At 36.4% G+C, this 23594-nt stretch carries 20 protein-coding genes, 1 pseudogene and 1 riboswitch; of the genes and pseudogenes, 3 read left to right on the forward strand and 18 right to left on the reverse strand.

The features are described 5' to 3' along the window. Window positions 1–4 precede the first annotated feature (4 nt). The 12 genes from B1R93_RS07530 to B1R93_RS07585 form a co-directional block, all read right to left on the reverse strand. Window positions 5–865, reverse strand: coding sequence for a carbohydrate ABC transporter permease (locus B1R93_RS07530; protein ID WP_088103440.1), 861 nt, complete (start codon window positions 863–865; stop codon window positions 5–7). A gap of 12 nt (window positions 866–877) precedes the next feature. Continuing rightward, on the reverse strand, window positions 878–1942 hold the full coding sequence (locus tag B1R93_RS07535) for an ABC transporter ATP-binding protein (protein WP_088103275.1): 1065 nt from the start codon (window positions 1940–1942) through the stop codon (window positions 878–880). 31 nt (window positions 1943–1973) lie between these two features. Continuing rightward, the gene (locus B1R93_RS07540) at window positions 1974–2822 is read right to left on the reverse strand and encodes an HAD family hydrolase (RefSeq protein WP_088103276.1); all 849 of its coding nucleotides are present in this window, start codon (window positions 2820–2822) and stop codon (window positions 1974–1976) included. A gap of 64 nt (window positions 2823–2886) precedes the next feature. After that, complete coding sequence (locus B1R93_RS07545; protein WP_088103277.1) at window positions 2887–4212, reverse strand: ABC transporter substrate-binding protein; 1326 nt, start codon at window positions 4210–4212, stop codon at window positions 2887–2889. Between the two features lie 292 nt (window positions 4213–4504). Then, window positions 4505–5116 (reverse strand): glycerol-3-phosphate responsive antiterminator, encoded by a 612-nt coding sequence (locus B1R93_RS07550; RefSeq protein ID WP_088103278.1) that lies wholly within the window; start codon window positions 5114–5116, stop codon window positions 4505–4507. Between the two features lie 60 nt (window positions 5117–5176). Then, a complete protein-coding gene (locus tag B1R93_RS07555) occupies window positions 5177–6013 on the reverse strand; it encodes a metallophosphoesterase family protein (RefSeq protein WP_088103279.1) in 837 nt (278 codons plus the stop codon). 362 nt (window positions 6014–6375) lie between these two features. After that, on the reverse strand, window positions 6376–8172 hold the full coding sequence (locus tag B1R93_RS07560; RefSeq protein WP_245308208.1) for a sensor histidine kinase: 1797 nt from the start codon (window positions 8170–8172) through the stop codon (window positions 6376–6378). A gap of 21 nt (window positions 8173–8193) precedes the next feature. Beyond that, entirely contained in the window at window positions 8194–9198 is a 1005-nt protein-coding gene (locus B1R93_RS07565) for a BMP family ABC transporter substrate-binding protein (protein WP_245308209.1), read from the reverse strand. Between the two features lie 103 nt (window positions 9199–9301). After that, window positions 9302–10111, reverse strand: coding sequence for a bifunctional DNA-formamidopyrimidine glycosylase/DNA-(apurinic or apyrimidinic site) lyase (gene mutM / locus B1R93_RS07570; protein WP_088103282.1), 810 nt, complete (start codon window positions 10109–10111; stop codon window positions 9302–9304). Window positions 10112–10283: 172 nt separating this feature from the next. Further along, window positions 10284–12485 carry a rhamnogalacturonan lyase gene (locus B1R93_RS07575; RefSeq protein WP_165763752.1) on the reverse strand — a complete coding sequence of 734 codons (2202 nt, stop codon included), beginning with the start codon at window positions 12483–12485 and terminating at the stop codon, window positions 10284–10286. Between the two features lie 208 nt (window positions 12486–12693). Beyond that, window positions 12694–14955: an EAL domain-containing protein gene (locus tag B1R93_RS07580; RefSeq protein ID WP_245308210.1), complete on the reverse strand. Its 2262-nt coding sequence runs from the start codon at window positions 14953–14955 to the stop codon at window positions 12694–12696. Window positions 14956–15046: 91 nt separating this feature from the next. Continuing rightward, window positions 15047–15130: riboswitch (cyclic di-GMP riboswitch) on the reverse strand. Window positions 15131–15252: 122 nt separating this feature from the next. Further along, window positions 15253–16140 carry an AraC family transcriptional regulator gene (locus tag B1R93_RS07585; protein WP_165763753.1) on the reverse strand — a complete coding sequence of 296 codons (888 nt, stop codon included), beginning with the start codon at window positions 16138–16140 and terminating at the stop codon, window positions 15253–15255. Between the two features lie 124 nt (window positions 16141–16264). Here B1R93_RS07585 and melA point away from each other — a divergent pair, with 124 nt between their 5' ends. Both melA and B1R93_RS07595 read left to right on the forward strand, forming a co-directional pair. After that, on the forward strand, window positions 16265–17566 hold the full coding sequence (gene melA, locus B1R93_RS07590; RefSeq protein ID WP_088103285.1) for an alpha-glucosidase/alpha-galactosidase: 1302 nt from the start codon (window positions 16265–16267) through the stop codon (window positions 17564–17566). Between the two features lie 30 nt (window positions 17567–17596). Beyond that, a pseudogene (locus tag B1R93_RS07595) lies at window positions 17597–17825 on the forward strand (LamG domain-containing protein); the annotation flags it as partial. A gap of 163 nt (window positions 17826–17988) precedes the next feature. Here B1R93_RS07595 and B1R93_RS07600 read toward each other — a convergent pair. Next, window positions 17989–18261, reverse strand: coding sequence for a hypothetical protein (locus B1R93_RS07600; protein WP_088103286.1), 273 nt, complete (start codon window positions 18259–18261; stop codon window positions 17989–17991). A gap of 168 nt (window positions 18262–18429) precedes the next feature. On the opposite strand from B1R93_RS07600, the gene B1R93_RS07605 reads away from it, so the two are divergent. Next, window positions 18430–18660 (forward strand): hypothetical protein, encoded by a 231-nt coding sequence (locus B1R93_RS07605; RefSeq protein ID WP_088103287.1) that lies wholly within the window; start codon window positions 18430–18432, stop codon window positions 18658–18660. A 67-nt stretch (window positions 18661–18727) separates the two neighbouring features. Here the strand turns inward: B1R93_RS07605 and B1R93_RS07610 are convergent, their stop codons facing one another. From B1R93_RS07610 to B1R93_RS23360, 5 genes are all read right to left on the reverse strand, one after another. After that, window positions 18728–18997 (reverse strand): DUF6407 family protein, encoded by a 270-nt coding sequence (locus B1R93_RS07610; protein WP_088103288.1) that lies wholly within the window; start codon window positions 18995–18997, stop codon window positions 18728–18730. Between the two features lie 227 nt (window positions 18998–19224). After that, entirely contained in the window at window positions 19225–20604 is a 1380-nt protein-coding gene (locus tag B1R93_RS07615; protein ID WP_088103289.1) for a hypothetical protein, read from the reverse strand. 194 nt (window positions 20605–20798) lie between these two features. After that, a complete protein-coding gene (locus B1R93_RS07620) occupies window positions 20799–21755 on the reverse strand; it encodes a glycine-rich domain-containing protein (RefSeq protein WP_088103290.1) in 957 nt (318 codons plus the stop codon). Between the two features lie 366 nt (window positions 21756–22121). Next, entirely contained in the window at window positions 22122–22955 is an 834-nt protein-coding gene (locus B1R93_RS07625; RefSeq protein WP_245308211.1) for a DUF2935 domain-containing protein, read from the reverse strand. 138 nt (window positions 22956–23093) lie between these two features. Next, window positions 23094–23594: transposase (locus tag B1R93_RS23360; protein ID WP_425348928.1), on the reverse strand; the 501-nt coding region annotated here is incomplete at its 5' end.

Consider the following 23594-nt stretch of genomic DNA (forward strand, 5'->3'; position numbering starts at 1 on the left):
CCTCCTAACGATAATGAACACGCCTTGCTAGTAATCTAAAATACAAGATGGTTAATATACTAATAACAATAAGTAAAATAACCCCGGCTGCTGAAGCATAACCAATTTTAAAAAAACGGAAACCATATTCATAAATGTAATAGACAAACATATTGGTAGAATTAATAGGCCCGCCTTGAGTCATGATTGCAATTGTATCGAACACTTGAAACGATCCAATCATGCTAATCACGGCTAGAAAAAATAAAGTCGGTGATAACATTGGTAAAGTGATTTTTGAAAAAATCCGTAAAGGACTGGCTTCATCAAGTTCAGCTGCTTCATACATATCCTTTGGAATGCTTTGTAGCCCTGCAATAAACACTAGCGTATTAAAACCTATCCCTTTCCAAACAGCAACAATGACTAACGAAATCAATGCAGTGTCAGGGTGAGTAAGCCATTCGACCTTACTTATTCCAAACAAAGTTAAAAACCAGTTTAATAGGCCGTAATCTGAATCCATCAACCACATCCAGAGCATCGAGATTGATACTAACGAAATAATGTGAGGACTAAAAATGGCTCCTTGAACAAAGCGATAAATGATACCTTGCTTGTTTAGCCATAGTGCTAAAAACAACGAAATGAGTAGTGTAAAAAAAACCGTTAAAACCGTATACATTGTAGAATTTCGGACGACCTCAATAAATTCTTTTTCAGATAATAATGTTTGAAAATTGTCCAAGCCAACAAAGTGCTTTGTAGGACTAACAAAATTCCAATCAAATGCGCTTAAGTAAACCATGTAAAAAATCGGGTAAATAAAAAACAGGGAAAAGATAAGGACTGCTGGTGCTATCATTACGTACGGACGGATTTTCATTGACTGCAAACCTTATACCCCCTCTAGTACAAGTGGCTTTTTACCAATAGACACATTTCTCATTCGCTCCCCTTGCTTATCAAAGAAATATAAATGTTCAAAAGAGACCGAGACATTCACTTTATTGTCCATTTCTACCGAAGCTAAGTAACTTTTAACCTGAATAGTTCCTGCACTTGTTTTTACTTTATAAATAATTTCAGAGCCAAGTGTTTCTCTAGTAATGATTTCTCCTGGGAGTGTTAGCTGGTCATCCTGACTATGATTAATTTCAGCATACTCTGGACGAAAACCGAGATACCCCGCTTGAAGATTTACATTCGGTAAATAAACTTTTATATCTTGATAGTTCAACATGTTCATCGCAGGTGTTCCAATAAATTCTGCAGTGAACACATTATTAGGGTCTTGATAAATATTCATTGGGCTAGCAACTTGCTGTATTTCTCCTTTATTTAGTAAGACAATTTCGTCTCCCATTGACATAGCCTCTACTTGATCATGAGTGACGTATACAAAAGTAGTGCCTAACCTTTTATGCAGTTCAATTAATTCCGTTCTCATTTGATTTCGTAGCTTAGCGTCTAAGTTAGATAAAGGCTCATCTAATATAAAAACTTGAGGCTTTTTCACCATGGCACGGGCAAGGGCAACACGTTGTCTTTGTCCTCCTGAAAGATATTGAGGCTTCTTGTTTAAGTAATCTGTCAATCCTACAATCTCGGAAATTTCGCTTATTAGTTTTTTTCTTTCATCCTTTGGAACTTTTTTATTTATTAGACCAAATTCAATATTCTCTCTCACCGTCATCGTAGGATATAGAGCATAGTTTTGAAAAACCATTGCAATATTTCGTTTTCCTGGCGACACCTCATTGACGCATTTATCACCAATCCAAATATCGCCACTCGTTTGCTTTTCTAAGCCGGCAATCATTCGGAGCGTCGTAGACTTTCCACATCCAGATGGTCCAACTAAAACAGTAAAAGAGCCGTCCTTAATTGTTAAATTTAATCCTTTAACAACTTTTTCTTCATTGAACGATTTGGTCACATCTTTCAATATAATTTGCGCCATTTTTATTCCTCCTTCATTCAGTTAGAACTGTTTAGCTGTTTATTTTCACTTTCGTCTCTGTTAAAAAGTCAGTAAGCTGTTCAATTCCGGTAACGGTAAAGTCTGGTCTAGTACTTAGATTTGCGTGTTTATATTTAGATATTAAGCATCCCCTTCCCCCAAGACGTTGTACGGGATATAAATCATTCCACGGATTATCACCGATTGATAAAATTTGCTCTGCCAAATAGCCTTGCTCTAGTAATCTTTCTACATAAAGCTGAATTCCTATCGGCTTTTTTGCATCATATACATAATCGTTGAAAAGATTTTCAATGCCTAAATACGTGATAAATTCATAAGCTGACGGTAGCGGAGTATTCGTCATGAGCGTTTTCTTTTCAACATTCATTTCTTCAATAGCTTTAAATAAAAGTTCGTATCGCTGAATAGAGAAAGGGGATAATAACATCTCCTTCCGTACTTTATTAAAGGTTTCGACTCCTTTTCTTTTATCAATATTGTGTTTTTCTATATAGAAAGCTGCTATCCCCCAAGGATCACCGAGATAAAGCATATTTTCATCTTCAATATCGTTAAATGGAGACAGGATTTCTGCTATAATTTGTTCTTTTTTTCCCCATGAGTAAATGTTTGCTGCTACGCCATCATTTATATAAGGAAAGGAAATCTGTCTCTTCTTATCAATAAAATGTCCAAATTTGATAACATGATTACCTTCTAAAATGTCGTAAGCTTCCGAAATGATTTGTTGAATCTCCTGATGAGAGTGGCTTTCTTTGAACAAATATGTAAGGTACCTTTCAAGAAAAGAGTAGTCCTGATATAACGTGCCATCTAAATCAAATATCGCAACCTTTATTTCCTTCATCCAGTTCATTTTGAGTCCCCTTCGTTAAGGCTTGGGAAAGTCGACCAGTAGGTTGACTTTCCCCGCTTTATTATCACTTTAATAATTTGTTTGCCTTTTCTGCCGCTGTATTTAATGCTTCTTGAGGAGATACATCTTCATTGATTATTGAGCGAGTAATCTCATCTTGTATAAATTTTGAGATTTCAGGATAAGCATCCTTCATCGGACGAGGTCTTGCATACTCTAATTGCTCTACCGCCACCTCATACTGTGGATACTCTTGATAAAGCTTTTGCATTTCATCGCTATTAACGGCAGATGTACGACTAGGCAAATATCCAGTAAATTCACTAGCATATATTGTTTGTTCTTTCGCTGTCATCCACTTAATAAATTCCCAAGCTGCTTCTTGCTTCTTTGGATCTAACCCCGCCGTCATCACGAGATTACATCCACCTGTTGGTACACCAAATGTTTTATTAGCTGGCATAAACGTCGTGTTTAACTCAAATCCTTGTTCCTCGGCCATCCCTAACCAATAGGATAGATCTGCTGTAGAACTAAACGTCATTGCTGAACGGCCGTTTGCAAAATCCTGTTTAGCTGTAGCGCCCGCCTCGTCTCCAGTAGGAATTTTGATTAAACCTTCGTTTACAAGCTGTTTCCAAAACTCTACAGGTGCTACCCCAGCCTCTGAATTAAAGGCTACTGTTTGTCCATCTTCTGAAATCATTTGACCACCACTTTGTGCAACAAATGCCTCGTAAAACCAAATGTTAATAGGCATTGTCATTCCTACTCTTTCCCCTTCAACGGTTAAGGCCTTTGCATACTCTGCGAACTCCTCCCATGTTTTCGGTCCAGCAGGATCTAATCCAGCTTCCTCAAGTAATGTCGAATTTAAATAGAGAATTGGTGTACTTCTTAAATAAGGAAGAGCATAAAGTTTATCATTCACATAGGAGTTCCCCATAAGACCAGGAATAAAATCATCAAGGTTAATATCATCTCTCTCAACAAAAGGTGTTAAATCTTCAGTCATTCCTGAATTTGCAAATATTGCTACAGAGGCAATTTCATTTTGTGTTACTTCAGGCGCATTGCCTGCAGCAAAGGCTGCTTGTGTTTTTGCATGCAGATCATCGTAAGAACCTTGATATTCTGCGGTGACATGAATTTTATCTTGAGATTCATTAAACATTTTTACAAGGTTCTCGTTGTTTTCACCGATTTTATCTCCCCATGCATACCAATACGTGATTTCAATTTTTTCGTTATTATTATTAGTCCCCGCTTCAGACTCATTATCAGTAGTTAGCTCATTATTGTTCGAGCCTGATGTTCCTCCAGATGACTGATTGCATCCAACTAAAAAAATTAACATAACTGCAAGCATTACAAATAGATGTTTTTTCATTTTTAACTACTCCTTTTTAAGTAAATTCATTTAATACTTTCAATTGCTCTTTGCAGATAATTGTTACTTGAAATAACCCCTCACCTCCTAAAACAAAAGAGACCCCAAAAATAGAATGAAAAAATTCATTCTTATTAATGAGGTCTCTCTTATTTCACCTATTATTCTTTATTTACTTTTCATCTACACTATAATCTACAATTATTAATTGAATATTAACTAACGATAAATCTAACATAAACTTCTTTCTATTTTTGTAATAATGTAAATGATAGGCATACAGCCTATCCTATTATAGAAACTGTAACTCCCGCGTTAAATCCATTTTCCACACTTGAACATTAGAGGTAGAGACAGCAACCGCCCCATGCTCAATAGCTTTTATCGCATGCTGCTTCTCGGTTAGTAAACCACCTGTAATAAGAGGTATATTGTCAGTATATTCTTTGATCTCTTGAATAATCTCTGGTATACGTGCAGGCATAATTTCAATAATATCAGGCCGATTTTTCTCAAGTAACTCTGGTAAATTTTCAATAATTTCGGTATCAATCATGAAAATTCGTTGCACCGTTAATAATTTTCTCTTTTTCGCAGCAGCAATCAAACTAGGCTTCGTAGTGACAATACCTGTCGGCTTAACAAAACTTTCTATATAATCAAGCCCATCCTTATCATTGCTCAAACCTTTTATTTTCTCAATGTGGACAAAGGTTGGAAGTCCTTCTTTCCTTAACAGTTCTACATACTTTTTAATCAAATTAATATTGCCTGTCAAAATAAAAACACCACTAAGTCTATCTTTGTACTTAACTGCTAGCTCTAGCTGCTTTGGCTTTTTTACAGCTGCTATCTTTTTACACTCTTTTAATCTAACTAGAAATCGATTAGCTTCTATCGTCAAAGATGCTTCCTCCTTCTTAAAGGCATTTCAAAACTGCTCTTTTCAAGCACCTATCATCCATTAACGTGTAACCGATAATAGTGAGATTTTACATTCACGGTCAGAGTCTTCCCCTCTCACATCCGTTTGATGAGTGAAATGTTCCATGTTTTCATATACGAGAGAAGCATTTTCTACGATTTCTTTGTCTAAAATGTCTTTAGCGGAAATGTTGATTTCATTTTGATTAACCTCGACCACTCTTAACGCATGCTGATCTAAACAAGCAGACAATTGCACAAATGTCCAATTGTTCTTCCTTTCAATTGAATCAATATGGGTATGACCGTTAAAGTACACACCTACTCCCTTCTTTTGATTTAGAATTTTCCACATATCAATACTCGGATGAATCGAACCTTTTTCACGATCTGACCGCTTTGTAGTGTTATGAACAGGGTGATGAGCAAAGACAAGTAATGGTTTAGTTCCAGAATCCTCAACAACATGTTCGAACCAAGCTAATTGCTCTTCATCTAGCCATCCTCCCCAATCTTCATAATCCATTTCTTTTGCCGTATCTAAAAAAGCAAATATAGCCTCAGTTGTATGTATAGAATGATAACGTTTTTGTCCTGTTATTTTTAACACTTCATTCCTTGGTTGAGCGTAAAGATCATGATTTCCTAATACATGAATAAAATTACGATCCCTTCGGTTTAAAATAGTATAAATACCGTTTAACTCTTCTAAATAGCCAAAATTTGTTAAATCACCTAAAGAGACATGAGCATCTGCATCTACTTCTAAAAATCTTTCAATAAATTTCCCATAAAAAGCTGCACGCGCCTCAACTAAGCCTGGAATTTCCTCATTAAACGATGGGTAATGCAAATCTCCTATAAGAACTATTTTCATTTCTATCCCTCCATTGATTTAATGGCTTTCTCTACTTAATTTTAGTTTAATAATATTAATAGAGTATGTTCGGTATTTCAATAGTGTGTTAAGTTCTAGTAAAAAGAAAGAGGCCAACCGATTTCCCATCGGTAGCCTCATCCCTTTTAAACAACTATTTTTAACAGCCTTACGGAGGGTACTGAAAAAGGGTGGGTTTCCCTTTTTCAATGCCCTCTAAGCAATGTGCGGAGCCGTTGCCATCTTTTTAAAAGCCTGCTATGAGTGGGTTTCTCATAGCAGGCGAGCAACGTGTGGAGCCATTACTCCTTCTTTGAGTTACAAGAAGTAGTTTTTCGGTGGCCTCACCTAGCGCCTAGTGATTATTCCTTCGTTCTTGGTAATGCTAACTTAAATGTAGTTCCTGCCTTTGTTGAGGAGTAGAGTTCTATATAACCATTATGGTTGTCCATTATCCTTTGGACAATAGTCAACCCTAGGCCTGTCCCGTTTTCCTTTGACGTTAAAAAAGGATCAAAAATAGCCGCTTGAAGGTCAGAAGGAATCCCTTTACCACTATCTTTAATAAATACGGTATAATAATCCGACTCTGTCTTAGAATAGATGGAGATTTCCCCCTTGCCTTCCATTGCATCTACACTATTTCGTATTAAATTATAGAAAACCTGTTTCATTTGCTTATCGTCTAACGTTAACAGCTCACGTTCAACGTTCACATTGAAATTAATCTCTTCATTCCCCGTAGATTGTTGTATTAAAGGTAGGATTTCGTTGATAATGCCTTCTAAATAAACAATTTTTACGTTTGGTGCACTCGGTTTCGTTAGTAGGAGCATTTCCTCAACGATCGAATTAATTCTCTTAAGCTCCATCATGAGTAACGGAAAATGAAATTGCTTTTTCTCAGGTTCAGATAAGGCCTGATTCATAATGGTAAAAAATCCATCAATGACAGCTAATGGGTTTCGAATCTCATGGGCTGCACCTGCAGCTAATTCCCCTACATACGCTAATTTTTCCGAATGATGCATTCTCTTCTCAAGCTCTTCCGTTTCGGTAATATCAATAAAGTAAAAAATCCGACCGATAATCTCGTTTCCCTCATCCAACAGCTTTGTTTGCGAGACTAATAGAGAATGCATCCCCTCATTCGATTGATATATAACCTTAATATTATGAATAATTTCGTTTGAAGCTAATAGCCCCCAAAAACTACTATTCTTTGTCGCATTCGTTGGGTTTAACACCATTTTTTCACAGGATCCCAATATATGCTTTGCGAACTGATTTAATGACACTTCGTCGGTCTTCTCATCAAATGTGATAATCCCTACTGGTAAAGAATTTAATATTTGTTCACGATAAACTTTATCATTCATAATAGTATGAAACGATTCTTTCAATTCAGCAGACATCTGATTAATTGAGTTTGTTAATTGCTGTAACTCAATTTGCTCAGCTCCAGCTATCGTTAATCCATACTCCCCTTGTGCAATCCGGTTTACTTTCTCTACCATCCGTTCCACTGGCTTCGTTAAGCTTACACTTATCCGGTAAGCTGATATAAAAGATAGAATAAGAGCAGCACTCGTTAACAATAATAGTAGCCAAAGCGATTCTGTAATAATTGAAGAAAAATGACTTGAGTGTCGATTTAATGATATAAAGACGGACTGCTGTTTTTCATTTAAATCCTGCTTTAGCTTTTCTAACTGCGGGAGATATTGCTCTTCCAAATAGTTTTTCGTTGCTATATTATCGCCAATCGCTACTAAACCACGTACATTATTAGTAATCATAAAGTCTAATAGATCAATTTGAGTTTTTATCTGTTCTAACGATATTGGAATGTACGTAGTCTCTAAAGCGATTTGATCGCTTGATTCTATTTTATAAGTTTCATACGATTCAATAAAGTAACAACAAAAGTCATTATCAATATAGCTTTTAACTAAATGCTCCTTAATCGCTAATTCTTCCTCCCAGTGAGAAAGCCAAATCAATTCGGGAATATTTCGGGTTTCAATTTCTTTACTTACCTGTTTTATTTCATCGATTGATTTAATAAGGATAAACGAAAAACTACTTAACAAAACGGTCGTTAAAAGGAGGACAGCTAAAATCTTATTACGAAATGACATATTTTTCATAAACTTCATTATCCTCCAACTCCTATTTGTCTAAAATTGTTTTTCACCTTTATAATACCTGTCCATCTCATTCTGAATAAAATTCATTTCATTTTCGGAAAACATTGGTCCAAATGGTGCCAGCTTATACACCCCATCACTTTCCGTTAAAACCACTTCGCCTTGTGGCAATCCTTCTGCACTAAAATAATCTCGCATAATCGCAACATAGATTTGTGAAATATCATTCATAACACTTGTAAGAACTAGATTTTCCGCTAAATAAGATTGGTCATCTAAAAAGCCAACAACATAAACATTATGGCGCTTAGCCAAATCAATTACGTAGCGATTATAGGCATTGCCTTTCGTATAGATAACATCTACTCCATCTTGAATAAAGCTCTCTGCTAAAGCAACTGCCTTTGTTCCATTGTCTCTACTACCAACAACTTTATAATATAACATTACTTCTGGCTTGTAATGGTGGACTCCCTTTTCAAAATGAGACATTCCTTCACTTGCCTCAAACGCATCAATAATCCCTATTTTATTGCTTTTTGTTTTTAATGATGCTGCTAAAGCTGCAAAATACTCAAGTTCAGTCTCTTCTTCAAACGTATAAACAGATTGGTTCGGATAATCCGAAGTGCCACGAAGTGTGACAAAATGTACATCTTTGTGCACTGAAGCTAATTTGGTAAAGACATTTGAAAATTCACGCCCATGCCCCATTATTACCTTTGCCTCTTCTTCAATCGCCATTAGTGCCGCTTCTTCTATCAGTTCATCTGTATTCTTCTCACTATATAATAAAACTTCTACCGGAAACTGTTCCTCAATTTTCAGTTGACCTTTGTACGCAAGACTTCCCCAGCTCTGATCCGAGATCCCATCTGAGGCAATAATAGCAACACGTATCTCATCTTCAGCCGGCATCGTTGATTCATTTAGAATTTTAATTACCTTTACTCCGATTGTACTGATAAAAACAATAGCAACAATCATGATTATTAAAATTAATTTTTTTTGTTGCATAGATTGCAGCCGCATCATTCAACTCCCCTTATAACTAAGACTATTTTCATTTTACTTTAAACCTATAAGGGGGTCTACTACTCAAGTGATATTTTTCTACTTTTTTCGACATTTCTCCAGTTTATTTTTGACATGCTGGACAGTAAAAGCTTTTTCGAGAGGAGATTTCTTCTTTCTTTATCATGGTACCACAACGTAAACAGGGCTCTCCTTCACGGCCATATACATAACAATGCTCGTTATACCTTCCCGTTAACTGATCGTTTTGATATACAGGCATTTCAATATAGCCTCCGTATTGAAGACCACGTTGTAAGACTTGCTTAATACTATGAAATAGCTGAATTTTATCTTGAACCGTTATCTCGTTCACTTGAGACTTAGGTAAAAGTTTGGCATCAAAACAAATTTCATCAGAATATAAATTTCCGATACCAGCAAGAAATTTCTGATTTATTAGCATTGTTTTGAGCATTCCTTTCTTTTTTTCCACCATTTTTAGAAACTCATCCGCTGTAAAATGAGATTCAAGTGGCTCTGGTCCAAGTTCACTAAATCTCGCGCTCAATTGATCCGAAGATAAATGGTGCAAATACCCTAAACGTAAACCAATGAAATATAAATGTTTTTCACCGAAAGATAGTGTAATCTGCTTCGTGCGCTTCGGAACATCCTGCTCGGTTCCGATATACATTAATCCACCTAACATAAGGTGTAATAACAAACTATTCCCTGAGTCGAGCTGAAAAATAAGATATTTTCCACGACGTTCAATAGCAATAATCGTTCGGCCCTTAAGAAGATTCGTAAATTGCTCAACAGAAAGGTTGATTGACTTTTCTCTTGTGACTAATACGTTACTCACTGTCTTTCCAAGGAGTTGCTCACTTAAAATCCTTCGATAATTTTCCATTTCCGGTAACTCTGGCACTCATATTCAACTCCCATCCAACGTCTTACTAGTATTATTGGATTATCAAGAATAAACCATGTACATTTAATAAAAGAAGGTATCCGTAAAGGTCAAAAATCAACCTCAACGGATACCTCGAAGACTGTTATTATTTCTATAATCAATAGTTTCGCTATTACCTAGCATTCATTTACTCTTTGTTTACACATGGAGTCCAAAAGCTTGGTATCGGAACGTTTTTCCAATCAATATCAGATGCAAAGTAAAAACTTGGGTAAGAAGGCTGATTATATACTGTATTTTGCCAAGCGATACCTGTTCGATATTGAGCGTCATGCATTAATGTATAAAGCTTTCGGTCGGTAATTTCTGTGTTCATATAAATCCGAATCGCCGAGCTGTCCTTTTTTCGAACAAGAAGCTCTTCTCTCCAATCGCCAAAAATATCGGCTACTAAACAAGGGTTCCCTTTCGTTCCATTATTCGTTCTTGTATCAGTCGCTGTTAGTAGACACCCTTTCTTCCAATCACGAATTATCGGTGTCTCCTCCATCGCGCCTTCAACAATTTGAGTCGTCATATCACCTGACCACTTAATGTTCATGTTTGTACCGGGAGCGTCCATGGAAATTTGTTCCCCTTTTGCTGTCTTTAATCCGAATCCATTGGCCCAGGTCTCTAGACCTCTGTGTCCCGGATCGACATCCCCTACTATTCCACGGTCACGATCTTTATCAGCGTACTCTCCATACAACACTTCTCCAGTAGCCGCATCACGTAATGTATACCCATATGGGGCCCATCTCCCATTTTCATGAACCATAAATATTTCTAATCCCGGTCTATCCGGATCGACATTTGCAACATGAAGCGTATCTCCGTGTCCTAATTTAGCAATTGTACCAGGAGCAGCACTTTGGGGAGGCATAACGTCCACTGAACTGTAAAGAACTGACCCATCATGATCAATTGTGGCTGAACCATAAATAATTTCTTGCTTTCCATCACCATCAACATCCGCAACACTCAACGAATGCGCTCCCTGATTCGTAATTGACCCGAATTCTGATGACGTCCCATTTCTAGGATGAGGGTTATCGTTAAATGGATTATGCATCGGTGTCCAACCACTATCTACATACCAATGTTCTTTAAGGGTAAATCCATCCCAACTATACGAAACGATCGTCGCTCTCGTATAATAACCGCGCGCAAAGATCGCATATGGCCTTTCCCCATCTAAGTACGCTACACCAGCTAAAAACCGGTCTACACGATTTCCGGGTTCTATTCTTGGCATCGCATAATCGCCCCACATTAACCCATCATCATGTCGTCCTGGCTTATAATGAATCGTTTCTAATTCTCGCCCACTCTGCCCCTCAAACACCGTTAAATATTCAGGGCCTTCTAAAATAAAGCCTTCAAAATCTCGAAGGTTATTTCGTTGATGTCTACTAGGTGCATAAACATCGATAAAATAGGCTGCTAATTGTTCGGCATCCTTTTTCGATAAAGGATAACTGTATTTCTTACTAATTCCAAAGCACTCCTCAAGTGAACTTGGCCACTGGTTCGTTCTTACTTCCTGATGATTATGCCAATTCTCAAAAAGACGTACAATATAGTTGAAGTAATCTTCCGAACTCATTCGGTAGTCATCATCATGACAATAACCTGCATCAATATCCTCATTTGGCATTGTAATATACGCTACAACTTCCTTATGATTCGAGTAGGTGATGGTTTTCGTTCCTGGTGCGGTTTTCATCATTAACTCTGCTTTCCCATCCCCATCAAAGTCATAAACCATAAATTGTGTATAATGTGCTCCCGCTCGGATATTAACACCTAAATCAATTCGATAAAGTAATGTGCCATCAAGTTTATAACAGTCAATATAGACATTGCCTGTATAGCCTTTTTGAGAAACATCCTTTGAATTAGACGGGTCCCACTTAACAAAAAACTCATATTGTCCATCACCATCAATATCACCAACGCTCATATCATTTGCTGAGTACGTATACGTTTCTCCTGTAGGCGTGACCCCATCAGCAGGCTTCTGCAATGGAAGATCATAATAAGCATTCTCCCACGGTTTTACAATCGAGCTCTTATCGACTTCGTGTCCATTTAAGACAGCACATACATAATATTCTGATACAGCTGAGCCCTCACGATCCTGATAATTTGTACTATCATTGACGGTCGCAATCAACGTATCGTTTCGGTATACATGAAAATGTCTTCCAACTAATCCTTTTTCGGAATGTCCCGTTACTTCATTTGCCAGCAACCTCCAGCTCAAAAAAACGCCCTCTGACGTTCCGATGGCGATTAATCCCCTATCTAAGTATTCTAATTGAATTGCCTGTTTTTTTTGTGACATGAACTCCCACCTTTTTGTTTTTATATCCCATAGGTATTCATACAGCTACCTCAAAAATGAAAGGGAATTCATTCTATTATAATCTAATTATTCTAAATTTTGTATGAATAATCCGTATTCATTCATTTTGTTTCAAAAAAAAAGAAAGGGACTGTCCCAAAGTCCCTTTCCCAATTGCATCTGTAGTCTTCAATCCAAACGTAGATATCTATCTTAGTGCTTCATTTTTTATCATTAACAGCTGTTTAAACTCATCAGGATGTACCGGCTTTGCGAAAAGGTAACCTTGCCCAAAGTGACAGCTGTTTTTCGTTAACACCTCAATTTGGTGAACATGCTCAATTCCTTCTGCTACAACATTTAAATTCAAATTTAAGCCGATATCAATGATTGTTTTCACGATTGACTGGTTCATCGGCTCCATAATATCGTCAATAAAAGACTTGTCTATTTTAATGGTGTCAATTGGTAAACGTTTCAGTACTGATAATGATGAATACCCTGTTCCAAAATCATCAATTGATATTTTTACACCTATCGCCCTTAGCTGTCTGATTATTTCGATCGATTCACTAAAATTTTGCATGACACTTTCGGTAATTTCAAGCTCAAGATAAGCAGGTTCTAGCTGGGTTTCCTTAAGTACATCTTTAACCGTTTCAACAAATTTACTATGTTCAAACTGGCGAACTGAGACATTTACAGAGACGGTCAATGGCTGTTCTGATGCTTCTTGCCATTTTTTATTTTGTTTACAGGCTGTCTCTAACACCCATTTTCCAATTGAAATAATTTGTCCTGTTTCTTCAGCAACAGGAATAAATTCTATTGGTGAAATTGCCCCCATTTCAGGATGGTTCCATCTTATCAATGCCTCCATCCCAACAATTCCCCTTGAAAACAGATCAACTTTCGGTTGATAGAATAAGCTTAACTCTTCATTTAAAATTGCTCGTCTAAGGGCAATTTCTATGTTCATCTTCCGAGTTGCCTTTGCATTTAATTCTGAGTTATAAAATTGAAAATTATTTTTCCCTCTATCTTTAGCTAAGTACATCGCCGTATCAGCATTTTTCAGTAAAGTATCAATGTTATCACCATTTTCAGGATAAATACTTATGCCTATACTAGGGGTTACTACAATTTCATGACATTGAATGTTCAATGATTTTGTTAGTTCATCGAGCATCTTTTGTGCTTCCAAATTACACGTCTTCTCCGTCATACCAGGTAAAATAATGATAAACTCATCGCCACCTATTCGGTACAACAGCTCTTTATTATGAACATGGGAGAGTAACCGTTCCGAAAAGGCTTTGAGTAGCAGATCCCCGAAATAATGGCCCATCGTATCATTAATATTCTTAAACCGATCTAAATCTATGAGGATAAGAGCAATGTTTTCATCCTTATTCTTAACCCCAGCAATAATATCTCGTAAGTCCTCTTTAAACTTCGTACGGTTATTTAACCCAGTTAATGGATCTCGATACGCTAAATATTTATATTCATTTACTAACTTCATATTCATTTTCATTATAGTTATTTGACGAACAATTAGTAAAAGGATAGTCAAACTTATTCCTATACTAAGAATGTTTAATTCTGTAATGGAACTAAAAAACACTACTAGTAATAGTAAAAGAACCATAATATAAGGAAAAAAAATATAACTACTTCTAAACGGTTCTTTCCGCTTCGTTGCATAGTTAAAATTATCCTTACTTAATAGACTAGCTTGCCCAATTAGCAATAGTACAATTGTCCATAACGGGTCAATCAGGCTTCCTATAGCGTACTTGTCATGTAAGGTTAAAATTACATACACCGAATCCGCAATAATTTGTAAAAGGAAACTTACAACTATAAATAGCAATCTTGTTTTCTGCTCACTATACTGAGCAAGATAATATAAACTAATTGCAGTAAATAAAATGCCAAGATTTATAATCGGATAAGCCAAAGTTATTATCGTAATAATCATGGACCCTGACGATTTCTGTAATAATGGTTTAATTAAATAGTGCGCACTTACTGTTATTGAAACAGTCATAAAAATAAAAATATTATATAAAAACGGTACAAAAGAAACCGAATGACTTACGAGTTTCACTTTATAAATTAATGCGGCTAGAAACAAACAATTGGCAGCTAGCCAAAGAAAGTCGGCTACACTTGGATACGGACGTTCTGTACCTACTATTACTTGATAGTCAAGCGTGATACAAATTGCGATAAAAAAACAAAACACACCTACTATTATCGGAAACCAAAAAACTCGTAGTTTAGTTGACATTTCTCGATACGCACTAACTAACCAAACACAACTAACGCTACCACCTATTATTGAAAATAGACTTGTTCCCCACATAAGCAGTTGTTCATTTCCTTGAAATAGGATAATCCATAAGTAGAACAACAAGGCGTAACCTGCTATAAAATGTATGGTCCTTTGTTTAAATAATGGCATAGTAATCCCTCTCGTATTTTTAAATACAATTATTTAAAAAACAAAAAGAGCTATCCCCCAATAGGAGATAACCCATCTACTAGATTATCCCTTTGGTAACTCAGCCACCATAGGTTCCCCCTTTAGGTCTGTAGCTTTGCGTCCCCACCTTTCGATGAGTTTGCCTTTTTCAAAGTATGTCTTTTTTCCCAAAACCTCATAGAACGATTTTACCATATCCGCAACATCATTGATATCTAAATTTATATTTTTTTGATAAACTATGTCATAAAATGTCGTTTTGTACCACTTTTTGCACTATTGAATGACTAAACGATTAAACGGTATAGACTGCTTGTTTTGGCGAAATTCACCCGGGGATATTCCAACGACCTTTTTAAAAACCTTATTAAAGTAATTATCATTCGAGTAGCCTACCTTTATTGCAATCTCTTTTATTGTGAAATTTGTTTGTTTAAGTAAATGAACCGCATGCTCCAGTCTTACTTTTGTTAAATATTGGTTCGGTGTCATATTCATTGTTTCTCGAAAACGTTTAATTAAATAATATTTCGACAAGCCTGAGGCTACGGCGATATCATCGACTGTTACATAATTCTGGTAATGTAACTGAATAAAATGTGTCGCACGCATAATTGAATCTGGTAAATGATCATTAGGCTTGTATTGTTTAAAATGACGATAACAAAGCATTAGAAACATATAGGCTTGTGATGATGAGTAATATGGGTCATGAAGATTATGTTCATAAGCCTGCTTATAGATTTCAAATACGTGTTTCATTAGGTCAGACTCAATCGGAATTTGAAAGAGGTTTCCATACTGCCGAGTCATGTTTTCCCAGCAGGTTGCTGCAGCCTCCCCCTGTAAGGTTAAGAAAATGAACTCCCATTCAACGCTTTGCTCTGGTAAATAATAAATGTGCTCACTCGGGACCTTTACCATAAAGGCCTGACCTTTTTTTACATAATACGTTTCTCCGTCGATGGTGAGTGCTCCCTCACCAGATAACGTGTATTGAAAAATATAGATATCTTTTTCCTTTCTCGTAACTCCATCCCACGAATAGCTTCTTGATGTGACTTTATCCATTCCTACGACATAAATGTTCACTACTTGTTCGACTGTTTTATCCTGTGTACGGAATGCTATCGTTTCATATTTTACCTCAGTTTCACAAGACAATATATTACCATCCTTTCGCATTATATTACCATTGTAGTTTGTTTTTACCCATTTTATTATTAAATCATAGCATATTTCAATATGTTCACTATAACAATAAATTACCTTTATAGGAGGCTAGGCCATGTCCAAAATTACTTTTATTGGTGCAGGCAGTACGATTTTCGCAAAAAACGTTCTCGGTGATTGCATGTTTATCCCTGCACTTAACGGATTTGAATTTGCCTTACACGATATTGATGAAACTAGATTAAAAGACTCTGAACAAATGTTGCAAAATTTAAGTCGTAAATACAATCAATCCATCACGATTAAATCCTATTTAAACCGGAAAGAGGCATTACGTGGAGCAAAATATGTTATTAATGCTGTTCAGATAGGTGGCTACAAGCCAAGTACAGTCATTGACTTTGAAATCCCTAAAAAGTACGGCTTACGTCAAACCATTGCAGATACAATAGGGATTGGTGGGATTTTCAGAAGCCTACGTACTATTCCAGTAATGTTCAGCTTTGCCCGGGATATGGAAGAGGTTTGTCCTAATGCATTACTGTTAAATTACACTAATCCTATGGCAGCATTAACCGGCGCTATGCTTCGTTATACAAATATTAAAACAGTCGGCCTCTGTCATAGTGTTCAAATTTGTACAGATCATCTTTTAAGATCCTTAGATATGGATCCAACGGGTATAGAAGAAAAAATAGCTGGAATCAACCATATGGCTTGGCTCTTAGAAATTAAGAAGGATGGTCAAGACCTCTACCCTGAAATAAAGAAACGCGCAAAAGAAAAACAGAATACAACGCATCACGATATGGTTCGTTTTGAATTAATGGACAAGTTTGGATACTATGTTACTGAATCTTCCGAGCATAACGCAGAGTACCACCCTTACTTTATAAAAAGTCGTTACCCGGAACTTATCGAAAAATTTAATATTCCTCTAGATGAGTATCCTCGCCGTTGTAAAAAGCAAATTAGCGATTGGGAGCAAATGCGTGAAGATTTAATCGGAAACACGCAATTATCACACGAACGAAGTCTTGAATATGGATCCCGTATTATTGAGGCAATGGAAACCAATGTTCCTTTTAAATTTGGAGGGAATGTACTTAATACTGGAGGATTAATTTCTAATCTACCTACAAAAGCCTGTGTCGAAGTTCCATGTATGGTTGATCGAAACGGAATTATTCCAGGCTATATCGGTGAAATTCCTGAACAACTAGCAGCTTTGAATCGAACAAATATCAATACACAACTTCTCACAATTGAGGCAGCCATTACTCGTAAGAAAGAACATATTTACCAAGCAGCCCTTTTAGATCCACATACGAATTCAGAGCTATCCATTGATGACATTATTTCTATGTGTGACGACTTAATTGAAGCCCATGGTGACTGGCTACCAAAATACGAGTAATTAGACTAGGGTGTGCACGGAAATAGGAGAGATCAAAGCCTCTTGTCAAACGAACCTTTACCAGAAAATCAGTGGGTGCATGTAGCAGTAACGATTGAAGGCAATACAGGAAAATTGTATGTGGACGGTGTTCTTGAAGCGAATGAAGTATTTTTAGGTAAAAGTCGCTTTAGTTGCTGACCCTTATTTTAACTTAGACGAAATTTATATGTATAACTACGCACTAAGCCAACAAGAAATACTTGAGCTTCTAAACTAATAAGGACAGATGTGAGGGCATTGAAAAAGGGTCCTCCCTTTTTCAGTGGCTTCACAGTTGCAGTCTTCTCGAGTGAGTTACAGTATTCCGCTTTTCATTCAATTTAATATGGAAAAGGGCATCTTATAGAGGTATATCCCCTAAGATGCCCTTTTCCTTAAAACTATTGTTGCTGTTTTTGTTGTGCTTGCTGAAGTTGTTGTGTCACTTGTTGTAGCTGTTGTTGAATTTGTTGAAATTGCTGCTGTTGCATTTGTTGAGAACTATTCTGCATTTGCTGCAATTGTTGCGTAGCCTGTTGTAATTGTTGCTGGGCTTGCTGGATTGCTTGAGGGTTTGCTTGTTGTTGTGCCTGCTGAACAGCCTGTTGAGCTTGTTGAATAGCTTGCTGAGCTTGCTGAGCAGCCTGCTGGGCTTGCTGTTGATTTTGTTGCATCGTTATAACCTCCAAAAAGTTTTAATTTAACTTACGAGCTTTATCATTCCAAAAATTGCTTAGATCATTCACCTAATTACAATTTTTTTTATAATCCATCGCCTAGAATTTACCTTGCATAATTCTTTTTTTGAATTATAATGACAGAAAAAGGGAGGCTAAGTGAGTATGGTTATTCATTTTGAGTTAAAAAACAAAGAAGAAGTGCTAAAGTTAAATAAAATCGCGACAAGTTATTCTTTTGACATTTGGGTTCATAGTGAAAATCAAATGTTCGATGCCAAAACACTACTCGCCTTATATACGCTTCCATTCAATAAAGAACTTCGCTTAGTTGTTGAAGAAGGAGTAGAATCCAAAGCTTTATTGAAAGACATGGAGAGCTTCCGAACAAAATAAAAAATAGGTACTAAAAAGAGGCTGTGCCCAATGGTTAAAAAACAACCTTTTGGCACAGCCTCTTTGTTTAATAAGCTCTCACGATACATCCGTTATACGCCGACTCAATATCTGCGTCTTCTCCAGCTATTAACGTAACTATTTTTGTCAGCATGTTCTCTTCCGCCATAGAAGCTATATATAAGATCTTCACTTCACCCGTTTCAGTTCTTTCCACTTTTTCAGTTGAGTTTAACCGATAATAATCGATTGCTACTTTTATGACTTCAGTTATAGAAAGCGGATTATCGGCTGTTATATTATTTACGAAATCTACAATTGTTTTTTTAGGTTGCATACTTTCCCTCCTCTATTTCTCATTAACAATAATTATTTTATCATCAACGTACTAATTATTTATACGCATAGTTAATGAGACGGCTTGTATATTTACCGTTAGGAAAACTAGCCATATACTGCGTTCCGTATCCATCTTAAAAACAAATAAATAAGAGGTGTCCCAAAATGAACACCTCCCTTTTTATATAAGCTATTTTTATTTCGTCAAACCTGCCAGTTGATTAATTAATCCCTTCGATGAAGATTCGAGCACAGCTTTTGAAAAGCATCTGATTCTTCTGTCATGCCCTTTTCTCGATAAACTCTAGATAACCAGTGCAAGGGTTTTGGATCCGTTGGCTTTAATTCCATTTCCCAGCTAAAACACTCAATGCCTTTATCGAACTGATGAAATTCATAATACAATTCACCAAGCTTTTGCATTTGATCTAAATCTTGACTAAGCCTTTTCATACTATCGACCTTGTTGAAGACTTCAAGATTTTTATGGTCTTCTTTAAATGGGGCCAGCCATTCTTTTACATCCGTCAATTCATGAGTTTTTAATAATGACGTAACAAACGTATGAAGAAGCTTTTCTGCATTTTCTGGATACACATTTAAAATAGATTTTAGTAAAGGCTGTAATACTTCCAAGTTTTCTATATCCTTTTGTGGCTCCCAATTTTCTAGCAGCTCATTGTACGTATCAATTTGGCTATCTGTTAACTGAAACTGATAAATGGCCATTAAACGCGAAACCTCTTCAAGCTTCTGTATTTTTAAATAGTTGTCAAACAGATCTTTCTTTAACGGAAGATAGGAAGGGAATTGCTGGGAAAGACTCTCTAAAATATGCAGTGTTTCTTCCTCACTAAAATGCCGCTCAAGTGTTTTCACAAGAGGTTGGTAGTAATTAATTGAAGGGGTTGGTGTCAGCTTATAAATATACAAAGCAATTAAATTAATCCAGCGTGACTCTCGTTCCAAATGATTCACGAGTTGCTGAAAGTAGTATTCTTCGTCTATTTTGCTAAATAACTTCCTTTCAACAAACGTATTTCCGGAATTTTCATTAGACGTAGCCGTATAGTTTTTGAAAGCTAAATCACTTGTAAGCTGTTTAACCCAGCTATGTTTTGGTACAAACTCCAATAAAATCTCAATAATATGGTAACTCAAGAAGTTCTGCCCATTGCGACGATATTCATAATATACAGACTGAATTTCTTGAAACAATTGCTTTTTGGGAATAAATGACTCGAAAAAAGTTAATATAAACGCCTTTTCTTGAGGAGAGTAATTATTCTTAAGTTTTCTTAGTACATTGTCAAAGTCGACAATTTGGCAAGGGTGATTGGTGGAAAGTAGTGCATTAATGAAGGGATGTGGCGCTTTAAAAATGATACCTTTTTTAAATACATCTTCAATGAATGAATTACGCCTTAGTTTTCTTGCTTTTAAAGCTGTTAAAAACTTATTTTTGTAAAAAAACAAATAATATATTTCATTATTTTCACTAATAGCTTCAATTACTTCACTTTGTAAATATAAAGAAATCCGTTCCGCTTTTAAGGTTATCGGCCTTTTTTTATGATTATATATTAAGAAATGACTTTCACTCATATTATTCCCCCTTTATCCATGTACTTCAACTATAACATACTTTTTGAAAGATACGAAAAATCCTAAAAATGTAAGTCTAATTTCCAGGCTAAATTTGTTTGAAAATCCCCATCTATCCAACTTAGATGGGGACAGGTTAGGATTTATTCCTGGTATTCCTCTTATATTATCTAAACATTACTATCATACCCGACTTAACTACTACATCCCCCTCCACAGCTAGAACAACTGGAATCTCCACCAGAATCTCCTCCACCATCCGAATCATGTTTAGAGGAACTGCTACATCCATAGCTATAACAGGAGGAGCCCCCTCCACTTTGAACCGTCTTATAATATTCCATTGGCAGCAACTGGCTCATCTGTTCGTTATAATGATCCGACTCATAGATCGATAAGTAAACAGCTACTCCAATAATCGAGTGATACATCTGGGCTTCAGTTAAACCTTGAGGTAGTTCTATCGGATTACCTTTTCTGTTAATAGAATCGGCTTGGCTAATGTCGTCCTTCATCATACGAATGATATTTTTTTTCACTTCTATCCATTCTTCGTTTTTACGAAAATATTTGTTTAATAATTTCTCTTCGGATAACTCTCGAAAATCATCAAGGATCTCTCGTTTAATCGGGTTTTGCAGAAAGCGCCCCCAGATTACCTTACTATTAACGTTATACTTAAACAACCGCAAATACATCCAATCAAAAAAAGCTCGTTCTCCTGGGTTTGGTTTACTATCAATATTTGGAGTATGGTGTAATAGTTCACCATACATGTTGTTTGAAAAGGTCTCGTACTCTCTTGTGAACATAAGCATCTCATGCCAAATAGTATCGACCCGGGCACTAAACATCGGGACTGATTTCAAGAGACTGTTCATAAAAAAATATCGTTTCAATTCAAAAAAGGTCCAATCAAAAACGTAATCGTTTATTTTCCGATGTTCCTTTTCAACACGATTTCTAACTTGATTCACATAAGAACTCGATAGTGTCCGTTCCAATTGTTGAACAATAGCGACTCCTCCTGCAATTTGAACACCTAAATAGGACGGTAACGGTTCATTCTGTAACTTCACTCTCCGGCTTCTTCTTTTCAATAATGAAAAAATAACAATAATGACAATCACGCCTAATACTAACTCAAACATCCCCTATCTCCTTTATAAGTCATTCAGATTGATTTGTTCCTTTTCAACAATAGAATCACTTGAAAATAATTGGTAATTACACTATTATAAACGATTTTGGTATGTATTGGGAATGATATATACCTACCTTACTGACGGTGCGGTTCCTCTGTCAGTAGCAAAAATTAGTCAGATGCGAAGTTACTAATGTTGTAGCTAAAGGAACGATATTCGTGTCAGCCCTTTTATATTTGTGTGGATAAGGTGCATTCGTAACGTTTTAATGAGAATGATAGAGAGATTTTATAAGAGCGGAAGTGTTCACTTAGAGGAAGTTTGCTAGGATCTAAGAAAGATCCTAGCGCATTGATTAGCGGGACCTATTATTTACTGAAATGATTGCTTCGTTAATGGACACTGCGCAGCTTGAGCACCTATCTCTGGTGCATACATGCTTAATTTTCTAATAAAGTAGCAACTCTCAGGAAAATGGTGCTCAAGAAAACGTAAAGTGGTTCGACTAAATACGTCAGTATTAATATACATCCGTACAACATCAACAATAAAATTATACATATCAATCGTTGTTTGACCAACCTCACGTGAGAAACGTTTCTGTCTTTCGATTCCCGGAGGAGAAAATCGTAAATATCCTTTCATTTGCTCATTTTGAACAATGAACGATTGAAATTGCTTAATGTATAAATCTGTTTGAGCCGTTATTTTCATTTCAATCGGATCGAGGATGTTTCGTAAAAGGACAGCATGACCTAGTTGATCTTCTAACCATAAATCAAGTAAGTCGACTAAAGGAAGAGGTGTGTAATTTTGACCATTAATATAATAAGATAAAATCCGTAAATACTCTTCATTTTCACTTAACGTTCCGTTTAAATACGTGGGGGATAAATTTAAGTTCACCTGATTCTGAATACGTAAGCTTTGCATTTTTCCTTCAAACTGATAATACCCTTCAGCAACCGGAAATATTGCTCGTGCCAAATCAATCATAGCCTGATCTGAGACACCTAACCTTGGATTAATCCCTTTTACATCCAATCTCAGCCGTTCAAAGGATTCAACAAATTGTTGGGCAGTGGACACAAACTGTCGTTCAGTTACAGATAGATGATCTCGAACAAAATATGCATGGTCTTGTAGGATTTCTAACCAAAATGAATGCTCTTCCCAAGGTGTAATCTCACTCGTTTCAGTCATCATAACATTCTCCCCTCGCGTTATATTCATCTCCTAGAAAACTTATGATGAATTTGAGTTACCTATTCTTTATATAGGTAACTTCCCAATAAAGAATGAGATTAAATTAATACCGGTTTGGACGAGCAAACAAACTCAAAATCAAAAAACAAAGAAGCCCACTACTTCTAAAAAAGTGGGCTTCAGACCGTAGACAAAACGCCTTTGAGAAATGACTCTCAAAGGCGTTTTCGCGTATTTCCGTCTATTGTCTGTTGGTGACGCTGGAGGATGGGTGTTCCTCCAGTGCCAGTTGGCTAATTTTTTTAGGTTCATGGCAGCGAAAACAAGCATCGCCTGCATTGAGTTTTTTTCCAACCCTTTTAGGTTGGTCCAACGCATACCATGCTTTTGTTTGAGATCGGCAAAGACACGTTCAATCGTTTCTTTACGCTTGGCGTAAATCTCTTTATTTACCTCTGTGTGTCGTAAGTGTTCGGCTTCATCCAAAGCATCCTGCCAAATGTGTCGTAAAACCAACTTCTGCTGGTTTTTACTCTTGGTACATTGGTGTAAGACCGGACAAGCCTGACAAATGGATGAATCAGATATGTACTCCCGATAGCCTTCTCGGTTCGTAGTCCTATATGGTAGAATCTGATT

The sequence above is a fragment of the Halalkalibacter urbisdiaboli genome, assembly GCF_002156385.1.
Lineage (GTDB): Bacteria > Bacillota > Bacilli > Bacillales > Bacillaceae_D > Halalkalibacter_A > Halalkalibacter_A urbisdiaboli.